The 18,489-nt window shown below is 44.8% G+C and carries 18 protein-coding genes; 15 read left to right on the top strand and 3 right to left on the bottom strand.

Annotated elements, in window-relative coordinates; all coding sequences use genetic code 11:
• Positions 1–368: 368 nt before the first annotated feature.
• Positions 369–893: a V4R domain-containing protein gene (locus BMX69_RS18520; protein WP_054790453.1), complete on the top strand. Its 525-nt coding sequence runs from the start codon at positions 369–371 to the stop codon at positions 891–893.
• Between the two features lie 45 nt (positions 894–938).
• Complete coding sequence (locus BMX69_RS18515; RefSeq protein ID WP_100043179.1) at positions 939–2,198, top strand: GGDEF domain-containing protein; 1,260 nt, start codon at positions 939–941, stop codon at positions 2,196–2,198.
• A gap of 95 nt (positions 2,199–2,293) precedes the next feature.
• Here BMX69_RS18515 and BMX69_RS18510 read toward each other — a convergent pair whose 3' ends face one another.
• Together BMX69_RS18510 and BMX69_RS18505 are read right to left on the bottom strand one after the other, a co-directional pair.
• Positions 2,294–3,472 (bottom strand): sensor histidine kinase, encoded by a 1,179-nt coding sequence (locus BMX69_RS18510; protein WP_166433209.1) that lies wholly within the window; start codon positions 3,470–3,472, stop codon positions 2,294–2,296.
• Positions 3,473–3,669: 197 nt separating this feature from the next.
• Positions 3,670–4,419, bottom strand: a complete 750-nt coding sequence (locus BMX69_RS18505; protein ID WP_100043895.1) for a LytR/AlgR family response regulator transcription factor — start codon at positions 4,417–4,419, stop codon at positions 3,670–3,672.
• A gap of 298 nt (positions 4,420–4,717) precedes the next feature.
• Between BMX69_RS18505 and BMX69_RS18500 the strand changes: the two genes are divergently transcribed.
• The 9 genes from BMX69_RS18500 to BMX69_RS18460 all read left to right on the top strand — a co-directional run bounded on the left by BMX69_RS18500 (position 4,718) and on the right by BMX69_RS18460 (position 13,876).
• Positions 4,718–5,416, top strand: a complete 699-nt coding sequence (locus BMX69_RS18500; RefSeq protein ID WP_100043177.1) for a flavodoxin family protein — start codon at positions 4,718–4,720, stop codon at positions 5,414–5,416.
• Between the two features lie 183 nt (positions 5,417–5,599).
• A complete protein-coding gene (locus BMX69_RS18495; protein ID WP_025230323.1) occupies positions 5,600–5,917 on the top strand; it encodes a rhodanese-like domain-containing protein in 318 nt (105 codons plus the stop codon).
• A 29-nt stretch (positions 5,918–5,946) separates the two neighbouring features.
• Positions 5,947–6,405 (top strand): hypothetical protein, encoded by a 459-nt coding sequence (locus BMX69_RS18490; RefSeq protein WP_054790457.1) that lies wholly within the window; start codon positions 5,947–5,949, stop codon positions 6,403–6,405.
• 450 nt (positions 6,406–6,855) lie between these two features.
• A complete protein-coding gene (locus BMX69_RS18485; RefSeq protein ID WP_054790497.1) occupies positions 6,856–7,566 on the top strand; it encodes a GntR family transcriptional regulator in 711 nt (236 codons plus the stop codon).
• A gap of 191 nt (positions 7,567–7,757) precedes the next feature.
• Positions 7,758–9,149, top strand: coding sequence for a citrate transporter (locus BMX69_RS18480; RefSeq protein ID WP_100043176.1), 1,392 nt, complete (start codon positions 7,758–7,760; stop codon positions 9,147–9,149).
• Between the two features lie 243 nt (positions 9,150–9,392).
• Positions 9,393–11,531, top strand: a complete 2,139-nt coding sequence (locus BMX69_RS18475) for a hydantoinase/oxoprolinase family protein (protein ID WP_100043175.1) — start codon at positions 9,393–9,395, stop codon at positions 11,529–11,531.
• 6 nt (positions 11,532–11,537) lie between these two features.
• Positions 11,538–12,314: a hypothetical protein gene (locus BMX69_RS18470; protein ID WP_100043174.1), complete on the top strand. Its 777-nt coding sequence runs from the start codon at positions 11,538–11,540 to the stop codon at positions 12,312–12,314.
• Between the two features lie 18 nt (positions 12,315–12,332).
• Entirely contained in the window at positions 12,333–13,382 is a 1,050-nt protein-coding gene (gene yiaK, locus BMX69_RS18465) for a 3-dehydro-L-gulonate 2-dehydrogenase (RefSeq protein WP_054790458.1), read from the top strand.
• Positions 13,383–13,423: 41 nt separating this feature from the next.
• Positions 13,424–13,876, top strand: a complete 453-nt coding sequence (locus tag BMX69_RS18460; RefSeq protein ID WP_100043173.1) for a NanQ anomerase/TabA/YiaL family protein — start codon at positions 13,424–13,426, stop codon at positions 13,874–13,876.
• A gap of 48 nt (positions 13,877–13,924) precedes the next feature.
• Here the strand turns inward: BMX69_RS18460 and BMX69_RS18455 are convergent, their stop codons facing one another.
• On the bottom strand, positions 13,925–14,572 hold the full coding sequence (locus tag BMX69_RS18455; protein ID WP_025230315.1) for a GntR family transcriptional regulator: 648 nt from the start codon (positions 14,570–14,572) through the stop codon (positions 13,925–13,927).
• A 180-nt stretch (positions 14,573–14,752) separates the two neighbouring features.
• Between BMX69_RS18455 and BMX69_RS18450 the strand changes: the two genes are divergently transcribed.
• The 4 genes from BMX69_RS18450 to BMX69_RS18435 all read left to right on the top strand — a co-directional run bounded on the left by BMX69_RS18450 (position 14,753) and on the right by BMX69_RS18435 (position 18,488).
• Entirely contained in the window at positions 14,753–15,442 is a 690-nt protein-coding gene (locus BMX69_RS18450; protein ID WP_054790460.1) for a cyclase family protein, read from the top strand.
• A 15-nt stretch (positions 15,443–15,457) separates the two neighbouring features.
• Complete coding sequence (locus tag BMX69_RS18445) at positions 15,458–16,372, top strand: ketopantoate reductase family protein (protein WP_100043172.1); 915 nt, start codon at positions 15,458–15,460, stop codon at positions 16,370–16,372.
• Between the two features lie 157 nt (positions 16,373–16,529).
• Positions 16,530–17,405 (top strand): dihydrodipicolinate synthase family protein, encoded by an 876-nt coding sequence (locus tag BMX69_RS18440; RefSeq protein WP_100043171.1) that lies wholly within the window; start codon positions 16,530–16,532, stop codon positions 17,403–17,405.
• Between the two features lie 60 nt (positions 17,406–17,465).
• Positions 17,466–18,488, top strand: a complete 1,023-nt coding sequence (locus BMX69_RS18435; RefSeq protein WP_100043170.1) for a zinc-binding alcohol dehydrogenase family protein — start codon at positions 17,466–17,468, stop codon at positions 18,486–18,488.
• The last annotated feature ends 1 nt before the right edge of the window (position 18,489 follow it).

Below are 18,489 nucleotides of genomic sequence, written 5' to 3'. Positions count from 1 at the left end.
TGTACTGAAAAGATCCATAATTTTCTTAGGAGAATACAAGAGAAAGCAAACTTTACAACAAATTATTCAGAATGAGTAATAAGCGGACGTTAAATCATGACACATACGCGGTCCCTCCATAGGGGTAGACTTTATACTCTGCCATGAATTATTTAGGACATTAAAAAGGCAATTTGAAACAGATTGTTCATAATAGCAAAATAAATCTTGTACAATAAAATGAATATATATTTCTCCCTATGAATCGTAAGCCTTCCAAGTCTGATGTAAGCCGGTAAAGAGTTATGAACTTTCTCTCGTATGCGATTGTCCAGAATCGGCGGGGGGCTTTGTTATCATTTTACAGTACATATTAAGGAGGAGTTTTTATGATTTATGAAAGCAAACCATCTCAGTTCACCTGGGAATCCCTTGGAAACATTAATGAGGGAAGAAAGAATATGGGCTCTGATGTACCGGTGCTTGTTTACCGTCTGCTGCAATACACCTTAAAGGATATCCTGGCCCGTGAATATGACGAGGAGACTTCCAGCCGCCTGTTTAGGGCTGCCGGGCACTTGGCAGGTAAAGAACTGGCAAAAAATGTACTGGATCTTTCGGGCGATTTTGATTTCTTCATCGCCAATTTAACGAATAAGCTGATGGAGCTGAAGATTGGTATCCTGCGTATGGAACGAATGGATATGGATTCCCTGTCATTTACACTGACCGTTTCAGAGGATCTGGATTGTTCCGGCCTTCCCATTTCAGGAAAGACGGTTTGTGATTATGATGAAGGCTTTATAGCGGGGATTCTGGAAGTTTACAGCGGTTGTCAGTTCCGAGTGAAAGAGATTGACTGCTGGTCTACCGGAGACCGAACCTGCCGGTTTGCGGCTGAGAGCCTTGGATAAGGGGCGGCAGGAGTATAGGTATGAGTCATGATTAGGAGGCAGGGGATGAACCAGGAAGATCATACGATGCTTATAACAATACAAAATTTTTTAGATAACTTGCTGTCTGGGAAACAATGCGGCTTTTTGGAGGCAGAGGACTCTTCGCCGGAATGGCAGGAACTTATTGGACAGATCAATCAATTGACTCATGATATCAATGAAATGAACCATCTGGCGATTGACTTATCGGAAGGAAGGCTGAATGGACCACTTCCTACCAGGCACAATTATCTGTCCGGTCCCCTAAAGCAGCTGCACTCGCGGCTCTCTGTTTTTACCCAAAGCGGGAAACTGCTTAAAGAAGGATATGTGGTCAGCAAGCTTGAGTATACCGGAGAACTGTTTGAGATGTTTAATGGATTGATTGACCGGGTTGCAGGCGCATCGATACGAGATAACGGGGAGGCTGCCGGGAAGATTCCAGCTCCTGTCAGCAGCTGGCGTTATCATCAAATCCTTCAGGCGCTTGATCTCCTTCATATTTCTGTGTTAGAGGTAGATTTTGGCGGACATGTGGTATATGCCAATCGCCCTGCGAAACGGATATTGAGGGATATTGAATATTTAACGATTCAGCAGGTTCAGGGCAATGCCCTGCTGACATTGATCGCAGAGCTCGGAGAGCAGGATAACTTTCCGGTTTTTCGTGAAGTTTATGATGACAGCAATAATACATGGTATCGGATTATGTCAAACAGGTGCATACTGCCCAATGGTCAGGTCCTGTACCTGTATGTTATCGAGGATGTCAGTGATTGGAAAACCAGAGAACACCGCTTGCAGATGACTGCGTCGACAGATATCATGACGGGTGTATATAACCGGGAAGCAGGGCTGAAGGAACTGGAAAAGACCTTGTTATACGGCGACGTTCCAAGTTGCCTGGTCTTTATTGACATTGACAACTTAAAGGTAATTAATGACACATATGGACACGATGAGGGTGATTATACCATTAAGAGCATTGCGAAGGTGATTTTACACTCTGTTCGCAGTTCGGATGTTGTCTGCCGATATGGCGGCGATGAATTTTTCATCATCTTTAAAAACTGTATGGAGAATACTGCTGAAAAAATCATATCACGTATGCACTGTTTACTGAAAACGCTGGAGTGCACAGCTTCAAAGCCCTATGGGTTGTCGTTCAGCCACGGCATTTTGTCTTTTAACACAGAATCTGGATATACTACGTCAAATCTTTTGCAGGAAGTGGACCGGAGAATGTATGCATGCAAAAAAAGCAAAAAGAAAGAGCAGATTTAGCCTCATCAAGCAGCGAAGGAGAATGCAAATATCCGATTGACTGGCCGGGATTGTAAATCAGGGCAAGGCAGGAAACAGCTTGCCCCAATTCTTTTTCATTTGGTCAGGTTCTCGCTTAACCTTGGAATATGGACCCTGACCAGGAATTTCTTGTTTTTAAAATCCTCTTCATATATTACAAATCCACCTAAACCTTCTGCAATTTGTTCCACGATTACCAGCCCCAGTCCATGACATTGCTTTTCTGGCTTGGTTGTAAGGAATTTTCCGTTATGTACGTGTGATTTGCCGTCATAGGAATTGACCACCTGAAGCGTGACCCACTTCAGTTCGTTAGCACTGACAATTTCTATAAACCGATCTGAAACCGGGACCTTTTGGCATGCTTCCACTGCATTGTTTGTAAAATTCGAAAAAATACGGACTGCATCAATTGTCGACAACCCCGTGTTACGAGGAATAAAAACGTTTGATGAAAGAAGAATTTGATTTTCTTCGCAAATATTGGTAAGATCCTGAAGCATGGCGTCCAGAACAACGCTGTCGGAGTATTTTTTATGGACAACCACTTTTTTCTGCATCTCTTCAAACATGTCATCAATCAGAAGAAGAGCCTTTTCATTATCATTTGACCGGATCAATGATTTTAATACTACCATCATGGATCGGTAGTCATGCTTGAAGGCCCGGAAGCTTTCCGTGTATTTCTGATATGATTTGTAATGCCGCACCTGACGTTCGTACTGCTCCTCCAGCATTTCCATTCTGCATTGGTACTCCTGCAGTTCCGTGCTCCGGACCGATTGGTAAATGGCGTAGATGAGCATGCCAATGGTAAGGACATAAGCTCCTAAGCCTATTTTTACATACCACCAGCCGTAAGGAGATAAGAAGCTATCGGTTGAAAATATATCACAAGGAAATAAATCACGTCCGGAATTAATGACAACCAAATTTGCTGCGGCTGTAATTTCATATGTGACGACATATTTAAGCTGATTGCGGTTATGCAAAAAGAGCTTTACCTTGTCATCGGGGAGAATGGTCTTATTTAAGATTGTAAGGAATAAAAGCACTAAAGGAAGGACCATAACGGTACTTGCATAGTAAGTCTCTATATTAGAAAGATCATGGCCGCAGAAAATAATCGCGCTGATTACTGCAAGTATGCCGCGGAAGCAGTAAGCGTTTAACACTGAGAAGCTTCCGCCGTAGACTGCCTGCAGCAAGTCCATGCCGGTGGAAAAGCGTAGCCCTATGGTCATTGCGATCATGATTATCGGAAGCCTTAGCCATCGTATGCCTAATGGGTTTAGGAAGATATACGTTGAGGCTATAATTGCCAGAATAAGCATAACTTGAATAGGCCTTCTCTTTTGCATAGGAAAAAGCTTACGGTAGTAAAGCAGAAAAAAATAATAATACAGGAGAACTATTGGGATAACAATATAGATCATAGCTTCTCCTTCTTCTAAGATAAATTTTTGGAAGCATAAATATGAAAACGCGAAATATAATCAGAAAATGCCTTTTTCAGGGATTGAACGTAAGTGACTCCTACTGGAACTGTTTCTCCGGTTTTTAACTGGACGACCTGCTGCCTGAAAGTCACGATATAGGGCAAGTGAATCAGGTAAGAACGGTGTGACCGCACAAAGTCTTTTCCAGAAAGCCCTTTTTCTATGCGTTCCATGCTGCCGTAGAATTTGGCCGTTTTTCCTTCGCTGTAATGTACCGTTACAATTCTTTGCCAAATTTCAAAATAAGATATTTGATGGATCGGGATCGCGCTTGTCTTGCCGTCAAATTCAAAAGTAAATAATTCATCATCTTTTTTTGAGGCTAGCTCTGCTGCTTTCAGGAAAACTTCCTCAAATTTTTCTGAACTTGTGTTATCTTTTAAAAGATATTGGAGAGCATTTACATCAAACGCCTCATAAACATAATCTTCATAACTGGTTAAAAAGACGATTTGGGCTTTGCAGTCGCAATCCCGCAGTTTACGTGCCGTCTCCAACCCGTCTGTTTTACCCATCATGACATCTAAAAATATAATATCTGTTTGTTCAGGGGCTTCGGAAAAATGAAAAAGCAAGGACTCTCCGCTAAGATAACTGGAAAGCTGGATCTTTATCTGATGCTTCTCCGCAATTTGGGAAATTAACTCCGCGTATTGATTAATCGAACACCGGTTGTCATCGCATAATGCTATTTTCAGCATATTTTGTTTAACTCCCTTCTTCATATTAACTAGTTTATTAATTGTCTATTATGATCCTCTCTTCCTATTTCCCCGTTGATCAGCTCATTTCCTTTTATGTTGGGAAATGCCAGATAGTCTAAAGGGATTTATCATTCATTTATACCTTACGGTTATATGATAATATTTAGGAATGGATACGTCAAGTGATTAATCATTAACAATTGCTTGTAACCAAAATTAAAGCAATAATGTTATATTTTTTACTTATATGTTATAATAATAACTGGATGTATTGCGTTTATAGGAGGATTGAGCCATGAAGATTACCGTGATTTATGCAACGCAGAGAAAGTCAAAATCCAGTACTTACAACATTGCACAGAGATTTATTCGGAATCTTTCAGGAACAGACTCCGTAAAGGAATTTTTTCTCCCAAACGATATGCCAAATTTTTACATTGGGTGTTGGAACTGCTTTACCAATTATAGGAAATGTCCGGATTATGGTTATCTGAAGCCGATTTTAGAGTCTATGCTTGAAGCCGACTTACTGATTTTTACGGCACCAGTTTACGTCTATCACGTTCCGGGGCAGATGAAGGCATTTCTTGACCATTTTGGATACCAATGGATGGCCCATCAGCCGAGAAAGGAAATGTTTCATAAGCAGGTTCTTCTCATTTCCACGGCTGCAGGCGCAGGTACCAGGTCTGCGCTTCGGGATTTAAAGGATAGCATGACCTTTTGGGGCATTTCGCATATTTATACATTCGGAAGGAATGTCTATGGAAGCGATTGGGATACTGTGGCCGGCAAAAGGAAGGCAAAACTGCAAAAGGAAATTGACAGGCTCTCGGATACAATCAAGAGAAAAAGTAAACCTGTAACATCTTCTTTGAAGGTTAAAACTCTATTTTATGTCATGAGGTTTATGCACAAACAGTTTCGTTTTAATCCGGCAGATGTGAATTACTGGGAATCCATGGGGTGGCTAGATAAAAAAAGGCCATGGTGATGTAGTTATCAAGCAGCGAAGCCGCTAGCGAAACTACCAGTGACTTGGGCAGCCATACTCTTTACCATGCTGAAAATAAGAATAATTCTCATTTATGTAACAATGTCACTGAGACATTGCCCTATAACCATTATAATGAAATCATCGTTATAAGAATATTTTAAATGAGAAGGAGATGCCGAAATGAGCATATTTAACTTTTTTTCTAACCATTCGGATTTTGCCTCAGGAATTGAGCAGGCAAACAACACGTCCAATGCAGTATTGCTGGATGTACGTACGGTACAGGAATATGCCAATGGCCATGTTCCCGGCAGTGTTAATATGCCGCTGGATCGTTTGGAATCCATTAAGCTTAACAAAAACAATCCGGTATTTGTTTATTGCCGCAGCGGATCCCGCAGCAGACAGGCTTGCCGTTACCTGCGGACCTATGGTTATTCTGTTACAGATATAGGCGGAATCGCGGATTACCGCGGCAAACTGGAAAAGGGAGTATAAGCATCGCAGAGAAATGGACGGTAACGGCAATGGATAAAATCGAAGAATTAGTAAATGGGTTAAGAAATCAAGATAATAATTATGCTTATCAATGCATGAAACAGCTTGAGGAGGAATGCGGCAGTTCCGATGCTGTTTACCCCTATTTTGACGTTTTCACGGAAATGCTTCATGATCCAAACTCATATGTCAGAACAAGAGGCATTATCCTGATTGCCTCCAATGCCAAATGGGACAGGGACAACCAGATTGATGAAATAATCGATGAGCTTTTAATTCATGTGATGGACGAGAAGCCCGTCACGGCAAGACAGTGTATTAAGGTTCTTCCTCAGATTGCTGTAAGCAAGTGCCATTTGGCTGAGTGCATCATCGATGCGCTGGAAACAGCCAATCCACAAAGATATAAAAACAGTATGCAGCCACTGATTTGCAAGGACATTCAAAATGCACTGGAAAGCATCAATTGTATTCAACGAGAACTATAAACATTCCATCAAGCCTGTAAACTTTTATAATTTTTCTATATGGAGTTTCGCAAAATGACTGGATCCCGGTCATGGAGCGAGGCTCCTTTTTCTTTATGAAAAGGGTTTGTTTATCGCCTTCTGCACTACGATAGAGGCGGATTTTTGAAGATTGCAAGGCAACTTGTATGCAATCTTTTAGCTAGAGTATTTTTGGGAAAATATGGCGCTTATTTGTGAAAAAAACCATAAGTATGCCAAAAGATTAAAAAATAATGTAGAAAATGCTAATAAAATAGTTGATTTTAAATATCGGATATGATATATTTTACAAAGTAAACAAATAAAAAATGAATGCAAAAACGCGTATTTCAAGTACTGATATGCATTTCGCGGGATACTGATGTGCAATCCTGACAAATGCTTGTGTGCAATTAGATACAACAGTTTTCATAGGGAGGCAAAAGAGTGATGGAAGTGGAAGTAGGAAAAGGTGACCAGAGAAGCGACATCTACAATCAACTGCGCATGCAGATATTGAATCTGGATATTCGGCCAGGTGAACGCCTGAGTGAAAATATTCTTTCCAGTCAGATGAATGCCAGCCGGACGATGGTGAGAGATGCACTTTCCCGCCTGGTAGAGGAAGGATATATTGTCGTTTATCCTCAGAGAGGAACTGAGGTCACGCTGCTTGACAGCGAACGAATCAGGCAAGCTGTTTTTTCTCATAATGTGCTGGAACAGGCAATCATTGAGGAAATCTGCCGCCAGGGTCTAACAAAATCTCAGCTTGAACAGCTGGAGGAGGTCCTTAGCTATCAGAAATTCGAGGTTGATAAAGAAAATCCCATTGATTTTCTGATCGTGGAGCAGCAGCTTCATTATCTGCTTTCGACCTTTTGCGGTCATGAGTATGTCTGGGAGGTTTTTAGGACCATGGATTGTGATTTGCTGCGTTTGAATTATCTTCAGTATACAACATTTAACTATAAGACAGACATGTCTTCCCTGACGAGCCTTGAGCATGTCCAGGTGGAAGGACGTCTTTTGCTTGATAATCTAAAGCGCCGGGATGCGGAAGCTGCATGCCTGATCTGCGCCAATCACTTTAATTCGGTTCTTTGGAATGCGGGAACGCTTCGGGGAATCTATCCGCAGTTCTTTTACGGACAGGCGTAAAAACCGGCCCGGATAGAAATAAATATTTATTATTATGATGAACGCCCTGCGGGCATACCTTTATGTCCAAAAGGCATGGGCAGAAAAGATGAAAGGAGTATGGGTAAAGATTTGAGAGAGACTGCCGCCTTAAGGGAGCGGCAAAAGAGTTTGCATTGTATGGAGAATAAAAAGTCATAGGAGGTATTATTTTGGAGTACATTATTGGAATCATTTTATTAATTTCGTTCTTTGGCCTGGCGTATTACTGCATCAAGGGTCATAACCTGATGATCGGCTTCCTGCTGATTACGCTTCTTTGGACCATCCTTCCAATTGGAGGAACATTTTTTGCAAGTGAGTCATTCCTGGCGTCTAATCCAATTCTGCAGTTTGGAAAAGACAACACACTGATCGCTGCCTTAAACAAGATTTACCAGTCTGCCCCTGAAGGTTGGGGAACCACTCTTGTAAACGTTTGCTGGGGTGCCTGGTTTGGCCGCGTGCTTATGGATACCGGAATTGCATCCACTCTGATCCGTAAGACCGTTGAATTAGGCGGAGATAAGCCATTTGTTACAGTGGCTCTGTTAAACATTGTTACGGCTTTGATCTTCACTGCCATGACAGGAGCTGGCCCGGTTATCGCAATCGGCGTTATCGTGCTTCCAATTCTTATGTCTTTGGGAATTCCCAAGTCTGTTGCACTGTTTACTTTTATGGGTTCCGTTGCATCAGGTATTTACTTAAACCCGGTAAACTTTGCACAGTACCGTGCATTCTTTATTAAACCAGAAGAGATGCCGGAGTTTACCCTTGGCTGGTACGCATCACACTGGGGTTATGCTGCCCTGATTATCATGCTGGTTGCAACAACAGTGCTGGCCGCATTCTATTTAAAGCGTGCAAAAACCGTACATGCATGGGCTGCTCAGACCCGCAGTACAGCATCTGAACAGAAGAATGCTCCTTTCTACACACTGCTTCTTCCTGTTGTACCTGTTGTTCTTAAGATCTGGCTGGATTTCTCCGTAATCGGCGGCTTTGTAATCGCCGGATTCCTGGCTCTGTTCCTTTGCGGAAGAATGAATGGAACGTTCAAAGAGAACTGCCAGCTTGTTAACAAGCTGTTCTATGATGGTGTGGTTGATACCGCTCCACTAGTAGGTTTCCTTCTTACTCTGCCTATGTTTAACCAGGTAGCAGCTTATGCTTCTCCTTATTTTAAAGTGATTTTAGGTAACGTAATGCCAAAGAGCGAGATCGTAGTCTGTATCGTGTTCGCTGCTCTGCTTTGCATGGGATTATTCCGTGGACCGATGACTCTGGTAGGCTGTGGAGCTGCAACCCTTGGTGTGTTATCCAATGTTGCATCCTTCTCTGTACCGTTCTTATATGCGGTATTCGCTATTCCGACAATTACAGTAAATATCGGAAGCTGTATCACCCAGTCATGGGTTGCATGGGGACTTGCTTATACAAAGGTTGAATCAAGAGATTTCCTAAAGCTATCCATCCCCAATGCATATCTTACCGGTGTGCTGCAGTATGTCGCAATCTTTATTATGCTAGGCGGACTTGGAGCCACATGGTTCCTATCATAGGAATATTTTCGCTGTTCGATAAGCAGCATGCAAACCGAGCTGCACAATAAATATGAAAACTCGAACTCTCCTAATCTAAGATAGATCCCCCATAGGTCCGGGCGCGCCTTTGCGCACCCGGACGCTTTTCACAATTCATCTGAATGAGAGAATCAATATTGTTAAAACTAAGGTGCAAACACCTAACAAGTATACCTTTATGCCAGAATGCGTGGCTAGGAAATAGAAAGGAATGGAAAATTAATGGCAGAACGAATACACAGACCGGTTCGTATGGGAATTGACGTAGGCGGTACCTATACCAAATGCGTTGCAATGGATAACGATACCCATGAAATTATCGGAAAAAACGAAGTAAAAACGACACATGACCATAAAGACGGCGTTGCTGCCGGTGTTGTGCAGAGCTTTAAGAACTGCATGAACGAAAATAATATCTCTCCGGAAGATGTGGTTTTCGTGGCTCACTCCACCACCCAGGCTACCAATGCCTTTATTGAGGGCGATGTGGCAAGCGTTGGAGTCGTAGGAGTAGCAGGGGGTGGTCTTGAGGGCTTTCTGGCAAAGCGCCAGTTGGCTTTAAAAGACATTATGCTGGATGAAAAAGTCGGCCGTATGATCAAGGTGTATAATACATTTATTAAGAAAAAAATGCTGACAGAAGATATCATCAATAAGAACATCGATGATCTGCTTGCCCAGGGCTCTCAGGTAATGGTAGCATCCATGGCCTTTGGAGTGGACAGTATGGGGGAAGAGCAGATGATCCATGACTGCGCAAAGAAGAAAAATGTGCCTGTAACAATGGCTTCCGATATTACAAAACTTTACGGACTTACCCGCCGTACCCGTACGGCGGCAATCAATGCTTCCATTCTGCCGAAGATGATGATGACTGCAAATGCAACAGAAACCTCAGTAAAATCTGCGGGCGTCAACGTGCCCTTAATGATTATGAGAGGTGACGGCGGTGTTATGGAGATCGGCGAAATGAGAAAGCGCCCGATCTTAACGGCACTTTCCGGTCCGGCAGCATCAGTTATGGGCTCCCTCATGTATCTTCGTGCTTCCAATGCCATCTATTTTGAGGTTGGAGGTACTACCACCAATATCGGAGTCATTAAGAACGGCCGTCCTGGCGTGGATTATGCCAAAATCGGCGGTCACGACACCTATATCAACTCTCTGGATGTTCGGATCTTAGGCTGCGCAGGCGGTTCCATGGTCCGTGTCAATGATAAATGCGTGGTAGACGTAGGCCCACGTTCCGCCCATATCGCCGGCTGTGAATATGCCTGCTTTATGCCGGAAGAAGAGATCGTTGATCCACAGATCGAAATGGTCAGTCCAAAGCCAGGAGATCCGGGCGACTATGTGACCCTGCGGTTAAAGAATGGAAAACGCATCTGCTTTACCAATACGGATGCTGCAAATGTCCTGGGACTTATTGATGAAAAATACTTTGCCCACGGCAATGCAAATTCCGCCATAAAAGCTATGCAGCCTGTTGCTGATAAGCTTGGCATAACAGTAGAAGAACTGGCTACCCAGATTCTGGATAAGGACTTTGAAAAGATCAACGCCTGCATAAACTCTCTGGCTGAAAAGTACAAACTGGATCATGACAGCATGAAACTGGTAGGCTGCGGCGGCGGTGCTGCTTCCCTGGTTCCTTACTGCGCAGGCAAGATGGGACTGCAGTACAGCATCCCGGAAAATGCGGAAGTAATTTCTTCCATTGGCGTGGCACTGTCCATGGTCCGCGACGTGGTTGAGCGAGTCATCCCAAACCCAACACAGGAAGACATCCGTGAGCTGAAAAAAGAGGCGGCAGATCTGGCAGTCAGTTCAGGCGCTTCTCCTGATTCAGTAGAGATCCATATAGAGATCGACAGCCAGACCGGAAAGGTGACGGCCATAGCTACAGGATCCACAGAGGTAAAGACCACAGATCTCTTAAAGGCCTGCGAGGAGCCGGAGGCTTGCGAGCTTGCATTACAGGATTTCGGTCCCAAGATCTGCAATGTGGAATTGGCTGAGATGACAGACAAGTTTTATGTTTATAAAGGAGAGAAAGACGGTAAAACGCCTCTGCGTATTGTAGACAGCAAGGGATTCATTAAAGTGCAGTGTTCCGACGGTGTTGTAGAGAAATGCAAGGCAAAGGATTACGAAGAGGTTGTAGAAAAGCTTTGGAAGGAAAATGCCGTATTTAAGACGGATACCGTGCTGCGTCCGGATTTCTTTGTATGTTTCGGACCCAGGGTATGCGACTACAGTGCAGTAGACTTGGAGCAGGTTATGCTTCTTATGAATCTGGACTTAGGTGACCGGGAGCCAGAGGAAGATGTTCTGATCATAGCTTCCGTACAGGAGATTTAATCGATTATGAAGAAAGAAGAGTTTCGAAATGCCCTAAAGCCCATTACAGATGGACTTTTCGGAAAGCAGAGGACAAGCGTGTATGAGCGCCCCCACTTTGACGTTCGTCCAATCGAGGATATGGTAAATGACTTAGCGGAAATTGAGCCGGCGGAATGGTATTCCTATGCATTTTCCAGAGAGCCTTTAAATGGAAGGTTTAATGAGGAGCAGCGAAAGGAATGGATGGAGAAAAGCCTGGCCTGCGGCAGAGAATATGCACAGAAGGTTCGTGAAAAGTACCAGACCAGGGATCCTAAGAAGCTGGCACAAGCCATGGGAATGGATATCTCCTTTCCGGAATTCCCGGAGAAAACCGACCGGGTGCTTTTCGCTGAATACAGGGTTCCTAATAAAATCTGCATCTATTTGGATGCGGTGAAAAAAGGAGAGAAGCTCTTTGAAAGACCGGGGATCTCGGAGGTGTTAGCAGAGGGGCTTGATATCAGCCGCCTTCTGCTGGCCCATGAGCTTTTTCATTTCGTGGAAGAGCAGTACAAACATGAAATTTTCACGAAGACAGAAAAAGTCAGACTATGGTCCCTTGGTTTTCTTCATAACGATTCCAACGTGATCGCCTTCAGTGAAATTGCGGCAATGGGGTTTGCCCAGGAAATCATGGGAATCACCTATTCCCCCTATATAATGGATGTATTTTTGGTCTATGGCTATTCACCGGAAGAAGCCAGCGGACTTTACGAGGAGATGATGGTCTGTGCGGGGAGAACGCCGCGGACCGCTTAAGAGAAAGCAGGAGAAGATATGAGTTTAAAAATTCCATTTGAAACAGTAAAAGAAACAATAAAAAAGGCGTTGTTACATGCAGGGCTTACCATGGAACAAGCTGAGGCCTGCGCAACTATCCATGCCCAGTCCAGTGCCGATGGAGTAGAGAGCCATGGACTAAACCGTGTTCCGCGTTTTGTAGAATATGTGCAGAAGGGCTGGGTGGATCCAAAGGGTCAGCCGGAGCTTATAGGGGCCAGAGGAGCCGTTGAAAATTACGACGGACATTTAGGAATCGGTATTACCAATGCAATGTTTTGTGCAGACCGGGCCATGGAGCTTGCCAAGGAACATGGGATCGGATGTGTTGCTCTTAGAAATACGACTCACTGGATGCGTGGCGGCACCTATGCCTGGAGAATGGCGGAAGCAGGTTTCATGGGCATGAGCTGGATCAATACGGAGAGCTGTATGCCTCTGTGGGGCAGCGATGAGCCGGGTGTCGGAAATAACCCATTCTGCATTGCCATTCCAAGAGAGGATGGCCCGATTGTTCTTGATATGGCGATGAGCCAGTATGCTTATGGAAAGCTTGGAGTTTACCGTCTGGCAGACAAAAAGCTTCCATTCCCCGGAGGCTTTGATAAAGACGGAAACTTGACGGATGATCCGGGAGCCATCGAGGAGAGCAGACGGATCCTTCCCACCGGATACTGGAAGGGAAGCGGCATGGCAATTGCGTTAGATTTGGCAGCTGCTCTTATGGCAAATGGAAACAGCGGATTTGATATGGATGAGGAAGGAAGAGGAAGCTGCACTGGCTGCTGTCAGATTTTCATTGCTTATGATCCATATCTTTTCGGAACAAAGGAAGAAATCCAGGAAATGCTTAACCGGCGTGTTGCTGCAGCGGATGCAAGCCATCCTGAGCGGGAAGGCGGCCAGGTTACCTGTCCGGGAGAACGTACCATTACTACCAGGGAACGCAGCATGAAGGATGGCGTATCCGTGGATGAGACTGTATGGGCCCAGGTGGTTGCCATTTCAGAAGGCAATCTGGATACAAAGGATATTGCAAGCAAATAAAAAGGAACTGCTCCTCATGGGGAGCAGAAGGGAGAAAACTTATGCTTTTTTCTAATATTTCAGTTGCAGAAACATACGATTATCTGGAAGAAAAATTCCGGGCAGCCTATGAGTGGCTGAGAGAAACGGATATCCGTTCTTTACCGGCAGGAAGCTATCAGGTCATGGGAGACATCGTGGTGGCTAATGTACAGGAATACACCACATTTCCTGCGGAGCAGGGATCCTTTGAGACCCATGAGAAATATTTTGATATTCAGTACATGGTTTCCGGAAGGGAACAGTTCGGCGTCTGCAAAAGAGACGGCTTAAAGGTGAAGGAACGGATCGAGGAAAACGATGTGATCTTCTATGAAGAACCCGAGTTTAGCGGAAGCGTTCTGCTGGAAGAAGGAGATTTAATCATTGTGGCCCCTGAAGATGCCCATAAGCCCCGCTGCGCGGCAGGAAAGCCCTGTGATGTAAAGAAGGTCGTAGTAAAGATCGCTCTTTAAAAAACAAATCTGTCCGGCCTATTGTAATTCCAGGTCGGACAGAAAACGTTAAATGATATTCATGGTCAAAGGCATCATAAGGTGATTGATCAGGACCTGATAGGCCTGGAGGCTATCCCCTTTTTTCAGATGCTGGTAAAAGGTTAAATGCTCTTCATAGGTTGCCTGTGCACGGCCGGCAACGGTCAGGGCATTGGCAGTGGTCAGATGAATGGTATAAAGAAGACGCTGGAACAGATGATCAAATTCGCCGTTCTCAGCGAAATGGACTAAAAGCATATGAAACTGATGGTCCTCTTCGGTAAAGGACTCCGGGAAGTTCTTTGCGGAGAGAGCGGTTTTCTGCCTGGCAAGGGATTCTTCCATATCCTTTAAAAGCTTGTGAAGCCGTTTCTTATCCTCGCAGCCTGCGGCCAGATGGACACAAAAGCCTTCAATGGCACAGCGGACCTGGATGGATTCCCGCATGGTCTCCTTGTCCAGACGCCGGATCATGAATCCTCGGCTGGGTATGATGGTGATATAACCTTCCTGAGAGAGATACTGAAGTGCCTCACGCAGAGGGGTCCGGGAGATCCCCAGTTCCTTTGCCAGTCTGGTTTCCGAGTACAAAACCTCTGAGTCCAGGGATTTGGAAAGAATCTGTTCTTTAATTGTATGATAAGCCTGATATTGCAGGGAACCGGTATCGTTCATGAAAGACTCCTGTCGTTTTTGGAAATACCAGACAACCTTGTCTGGCTATAAGTGTTACGGAAATTATCATACCTGAAAAGAACCATGAAGTCAATAAAAAAAGATTGACCGGTATACCGGTATACTGGTATAATAAATAGAGAAAGAAAAAACTATTTTTTAACACAGGAGGTACAAACAATGAGCGCATATGAACTGGGAAATGGGTTAAGAGTCATTGATTTAACAAAGCAGCTGGATCCGGAAACTGAGACAAGAAGGTGTCATTTATTCCGTTTTAACACAGGTGGTCCAATCCCGGATTTCCACACCATTATGGACTTAACCAGCCACTTAGGCACTCATGTGGAATGTCCATATCACCACAATGATAACTGGACAGACGTACAGGGTCTGCCGATCAGCACCTTCATGGGCCGTGCGATCCTTGTAAACATCGATCATATGGAGCCTAATGGCAAGATTAAGGGAGAAGATTTAGAAAAAGCCTGCGGCGGCCGCATCAAAGAAGGTGATATTGTTATCCTGGATTCCCCGCGTAAGCTTCCTCCATTCACTCCTGCTTCTAACACGAAAGAGGATGAGCGCCTTTTCATCTGCCGTGAGACTGCAGAGTGGTTAAAGGAGAAGAAAGTAAAATGCGTTGGCTTTGGCGACGGCGTTTCCATTGAGAGCAACAATGAAGATGTGTGCGCATTCCATGACGTTCTGATGGAGGTTGATGTGGTATTCTTAGAGGTATTAAAGAATTTAGAAGAGCTGACCACTGACACATTCTTCATGTCCTACGCTCCAATGCCGATCAAAGGTCTGGATTCCTGCCCGATCCGTGCATATGCCATCGAAGGAATTGCGGAATTTTCGAAATAATAGAGGGTGAAATTAATGAAGATTGCTGTTATAGGGGCAGGGGCCATGGGTTCCATCTATGGTTCCCATTTGTCCCTGAACAATGAAGTATATATGGTAGATACGGCGCCTGCAGTTGTGGAGCACATTCAAAAGGAAGGGATCATGCTTCTGGAAGATAACGAGGAGCATGTTTACCGTCCCAATGCTGTTACTTCCACAGAGGGTATGGAGCCTGTGGACCTTGTCATTCTGTTCGTTAAATCCTTATATTCCAGAGCAGCACTGGATACAAACAGAAGCCTGATCGGTCCTGGGACCTACGTGATGACCCTGCAGAATGGTTCCGGCCACGAGGATATCCTGGAGGAGTTTGTTTCCAGGGATCATATGGTCATCGGTACCACAGAAGACAACGGCGCAGTTTTGGGCCTTGGCTATGTGAAACGAGGCGGTACAGGCAATACCAACGTAGGCATGCTGGCAGAAGATAAAGAGCAGTTCCTTCCAAGGCTGAAAGAAGCTTTCGAAAGCTGCGGCTTTCGGGTAAATGTCCATTCCAATATCCAGCAGCTTATCTGGAACAAGCTTTTCACTAATGTATCATTAAGTGCGGTCACAGGCATCCTTCAGGTGGATATTGGGTATATCGCATCCAATGAACATGCCTGGAATATGACGGTCCGCCTGATTAAAGAGGCGGCTTCCGTGGCCCGCGGTCTGGGCCTCCATGCGGATGACGATGAGATCATAGAAAAGGTGAAGAAGACATCGGAGATGTCTCCTAACGGCTGCACTTCCATCCGTGCAGATCTTCAAAATGGACGGAAAACAGAAGTAGATACGATCAGCGGCTCCGTAATAAGGGCTGCAAAGAAATGCGGCATTCCGGTACCGATCCATGAGTTCCTGGTGGAAATGGTACACGCTATGGAAGACAAAAGCCGGTAACAGGATATAGAAAGAGGCTGGTTTTCCGCCGCAGGGTGTATGCGCTGCCGGATACCAGCCTCTTTATCTTTTGTTCTTGTGAAGGCAGCCGGACCCAGAGAAGGGGGTCTTATACATGTACAGGGGAAAAGTCAAATGATAAGGGGGATTACAAACCATGAAGAAATTATACGTTGCTTCCATCACTCCGTTTCAAGAGAATGGAGAAATCAATGAATCCGCTGCAAGGCAGCTGTGGGAGAGAAACATTTCAGAGGGAGCGGATGGATTCTTTATCGGAGGAAGCTCGGGAGAGTGTTTTCTGCTGACCAGAGAGGAGAGGGTCCGTTCCTTTGAACTTGCTTCAGAATATGCAGACCGTGCGGATATATTCGCTCATGTAGGATCCATCAGTACGGAGGAGGCTGTATTCTATGCAAAAAAGGCAAAGGATATGGGCATTCGGAATATTGCAGCGACTCCTCCGCTTTACTTTGGATTCTCGGAGAAGGAGATCGCAGGATATTACTACGATATTGCTGAGGCAATCGGCCAGCCGGTTCTCTATTATAACATCCCATCCAGCACCCACAGAGAGCTGGAAGTTTCCCATCCGGATATTCAGGCGCTCTTAAAATCCGGTGCAATAGGATCTGTAAAGCATACCAATCTTAATCTGCTTCAGATGGAGCGGATGAGGAATATAAATCCGGATATTAAGTGCTTCGGAGGCTTTGAAAGCTGTATGGTGGCTTTCCTTGCCTTTGGCTGTGACGGCTTTATCGGAAGCAGCTTCAATTTTATGCTGCCCCAGTTTCAGCGTGTGATGGAGCAGTATCTGGAAGGAAAGGAGGAGGAAGCCAGAATCCTCCAGACCAAATGCAACAACATCCTGGATGTACTTTTAAAGAACGGATTGTGCGCGAGCTTAAAGTATATCGTTTCCAGCCAGGGAATTCCGGCCGGAGAAGTGAGAAAGCCCATGCTGCCTTTGACTCAAGAGAAGAAAGCTGAGATGGATCAGGTGCTTAAGCAGTATCTGGAAATCCGTTAGTGTTTTTTGGATACAAGCTACAGGATCAGGCTTAAAATTATAAAGGAGATTTAAAGACTTATGAAAGCGGTACAGATTGTAAAACCATATGAGTTAAAAGTCATCGATGTAGAAATGCCGGTAATGGACGAAAAAAATAACGTGCTGATTAAAATGACCGCTGCGGGAATTTGCGGCTCTGATGTAGGTATTTATCATGGAACCAATGCTGCGGCTACTTATCCCAGGGTCATTGGACATGAGATGGTGGGAAAAGTGGCGGAAACCGGACCCTCAATCAAGAACTTAAAGGTGGGTGACCGTGTGATCATCAACCAGGTGACAAGCTGCGGCCATTGTTATCCCTGCCGGATCGGAAGAGGGAATGTATGCGACCATCTGGCTGTACGCGGCGTTCACATTGACGGAGGCTACCGTGAATACATAGCCGTACCGGAATCAGATTGTTATGTACTTCCGGATTCCCTTTCTGATGAAGACGCTGTTATGATCGAGCCTGCTACCATTGGCATCCAATCCTGCACCCGTGCAGAGTTAGACAAGGATGACATGCTTTTAATTTACGGTTCCGGCGCTCTTGGAAGCTCCATATTAAAGACCGCCCGTTTGATCTGTGACCATATCATTGTTGCGGACATCCAGGATGATAAGCTGGAAACAGCTAAAAAGAACGGGGCTGCTTATACGATCAATACCTTGAAGGAGGACCTTCAGGAAAAGGTTAAGGAGTATACTCACATGAGAGGAGCCACGGTTTCCATAGATGCCGTTTGCAGCAAGGATTCCCTGACCCAGCTTCTCCAGGCTACCGGAAATGCCGGCCGGGTCATGACCATGGGATTTTCTACGTCCCCTACGGAGATCACTCAGTTTGCCGTTACCTCTAAGGAGCTTGATGTAAGAGGTTCCCGTCTGCAGAATAAGATGTTTGGAAAGGCCATTGAACTGATCAATGAGGGAAAACTGGATCTTAGCGGTTCTGTTTCTCATACCTTCCCCCTGATTCGTGCCCAGGAGGCGTTTGACCTTGTGGACAGCCATGATCCGTCCATTCGTAAGATCGTTCTGACCTTTGATTTTTAAT

It is taken from the genome of Lacrimispora sphenoides JCM 1415 (assembly GCF_900105615.1).
Taxonomy (GTDB): domain Bacteria; phylum Bacillota; class Clostridia; order Lachnospirales; family Lachnospiraceae; genus Lacrimispora; species Lacrimispora sphenoides.
The sequence above is the reverse complement of the archived record's forward strand: the minus strand, read 5'-3'. Positions and strand labels throughout refer to the sequence as shown.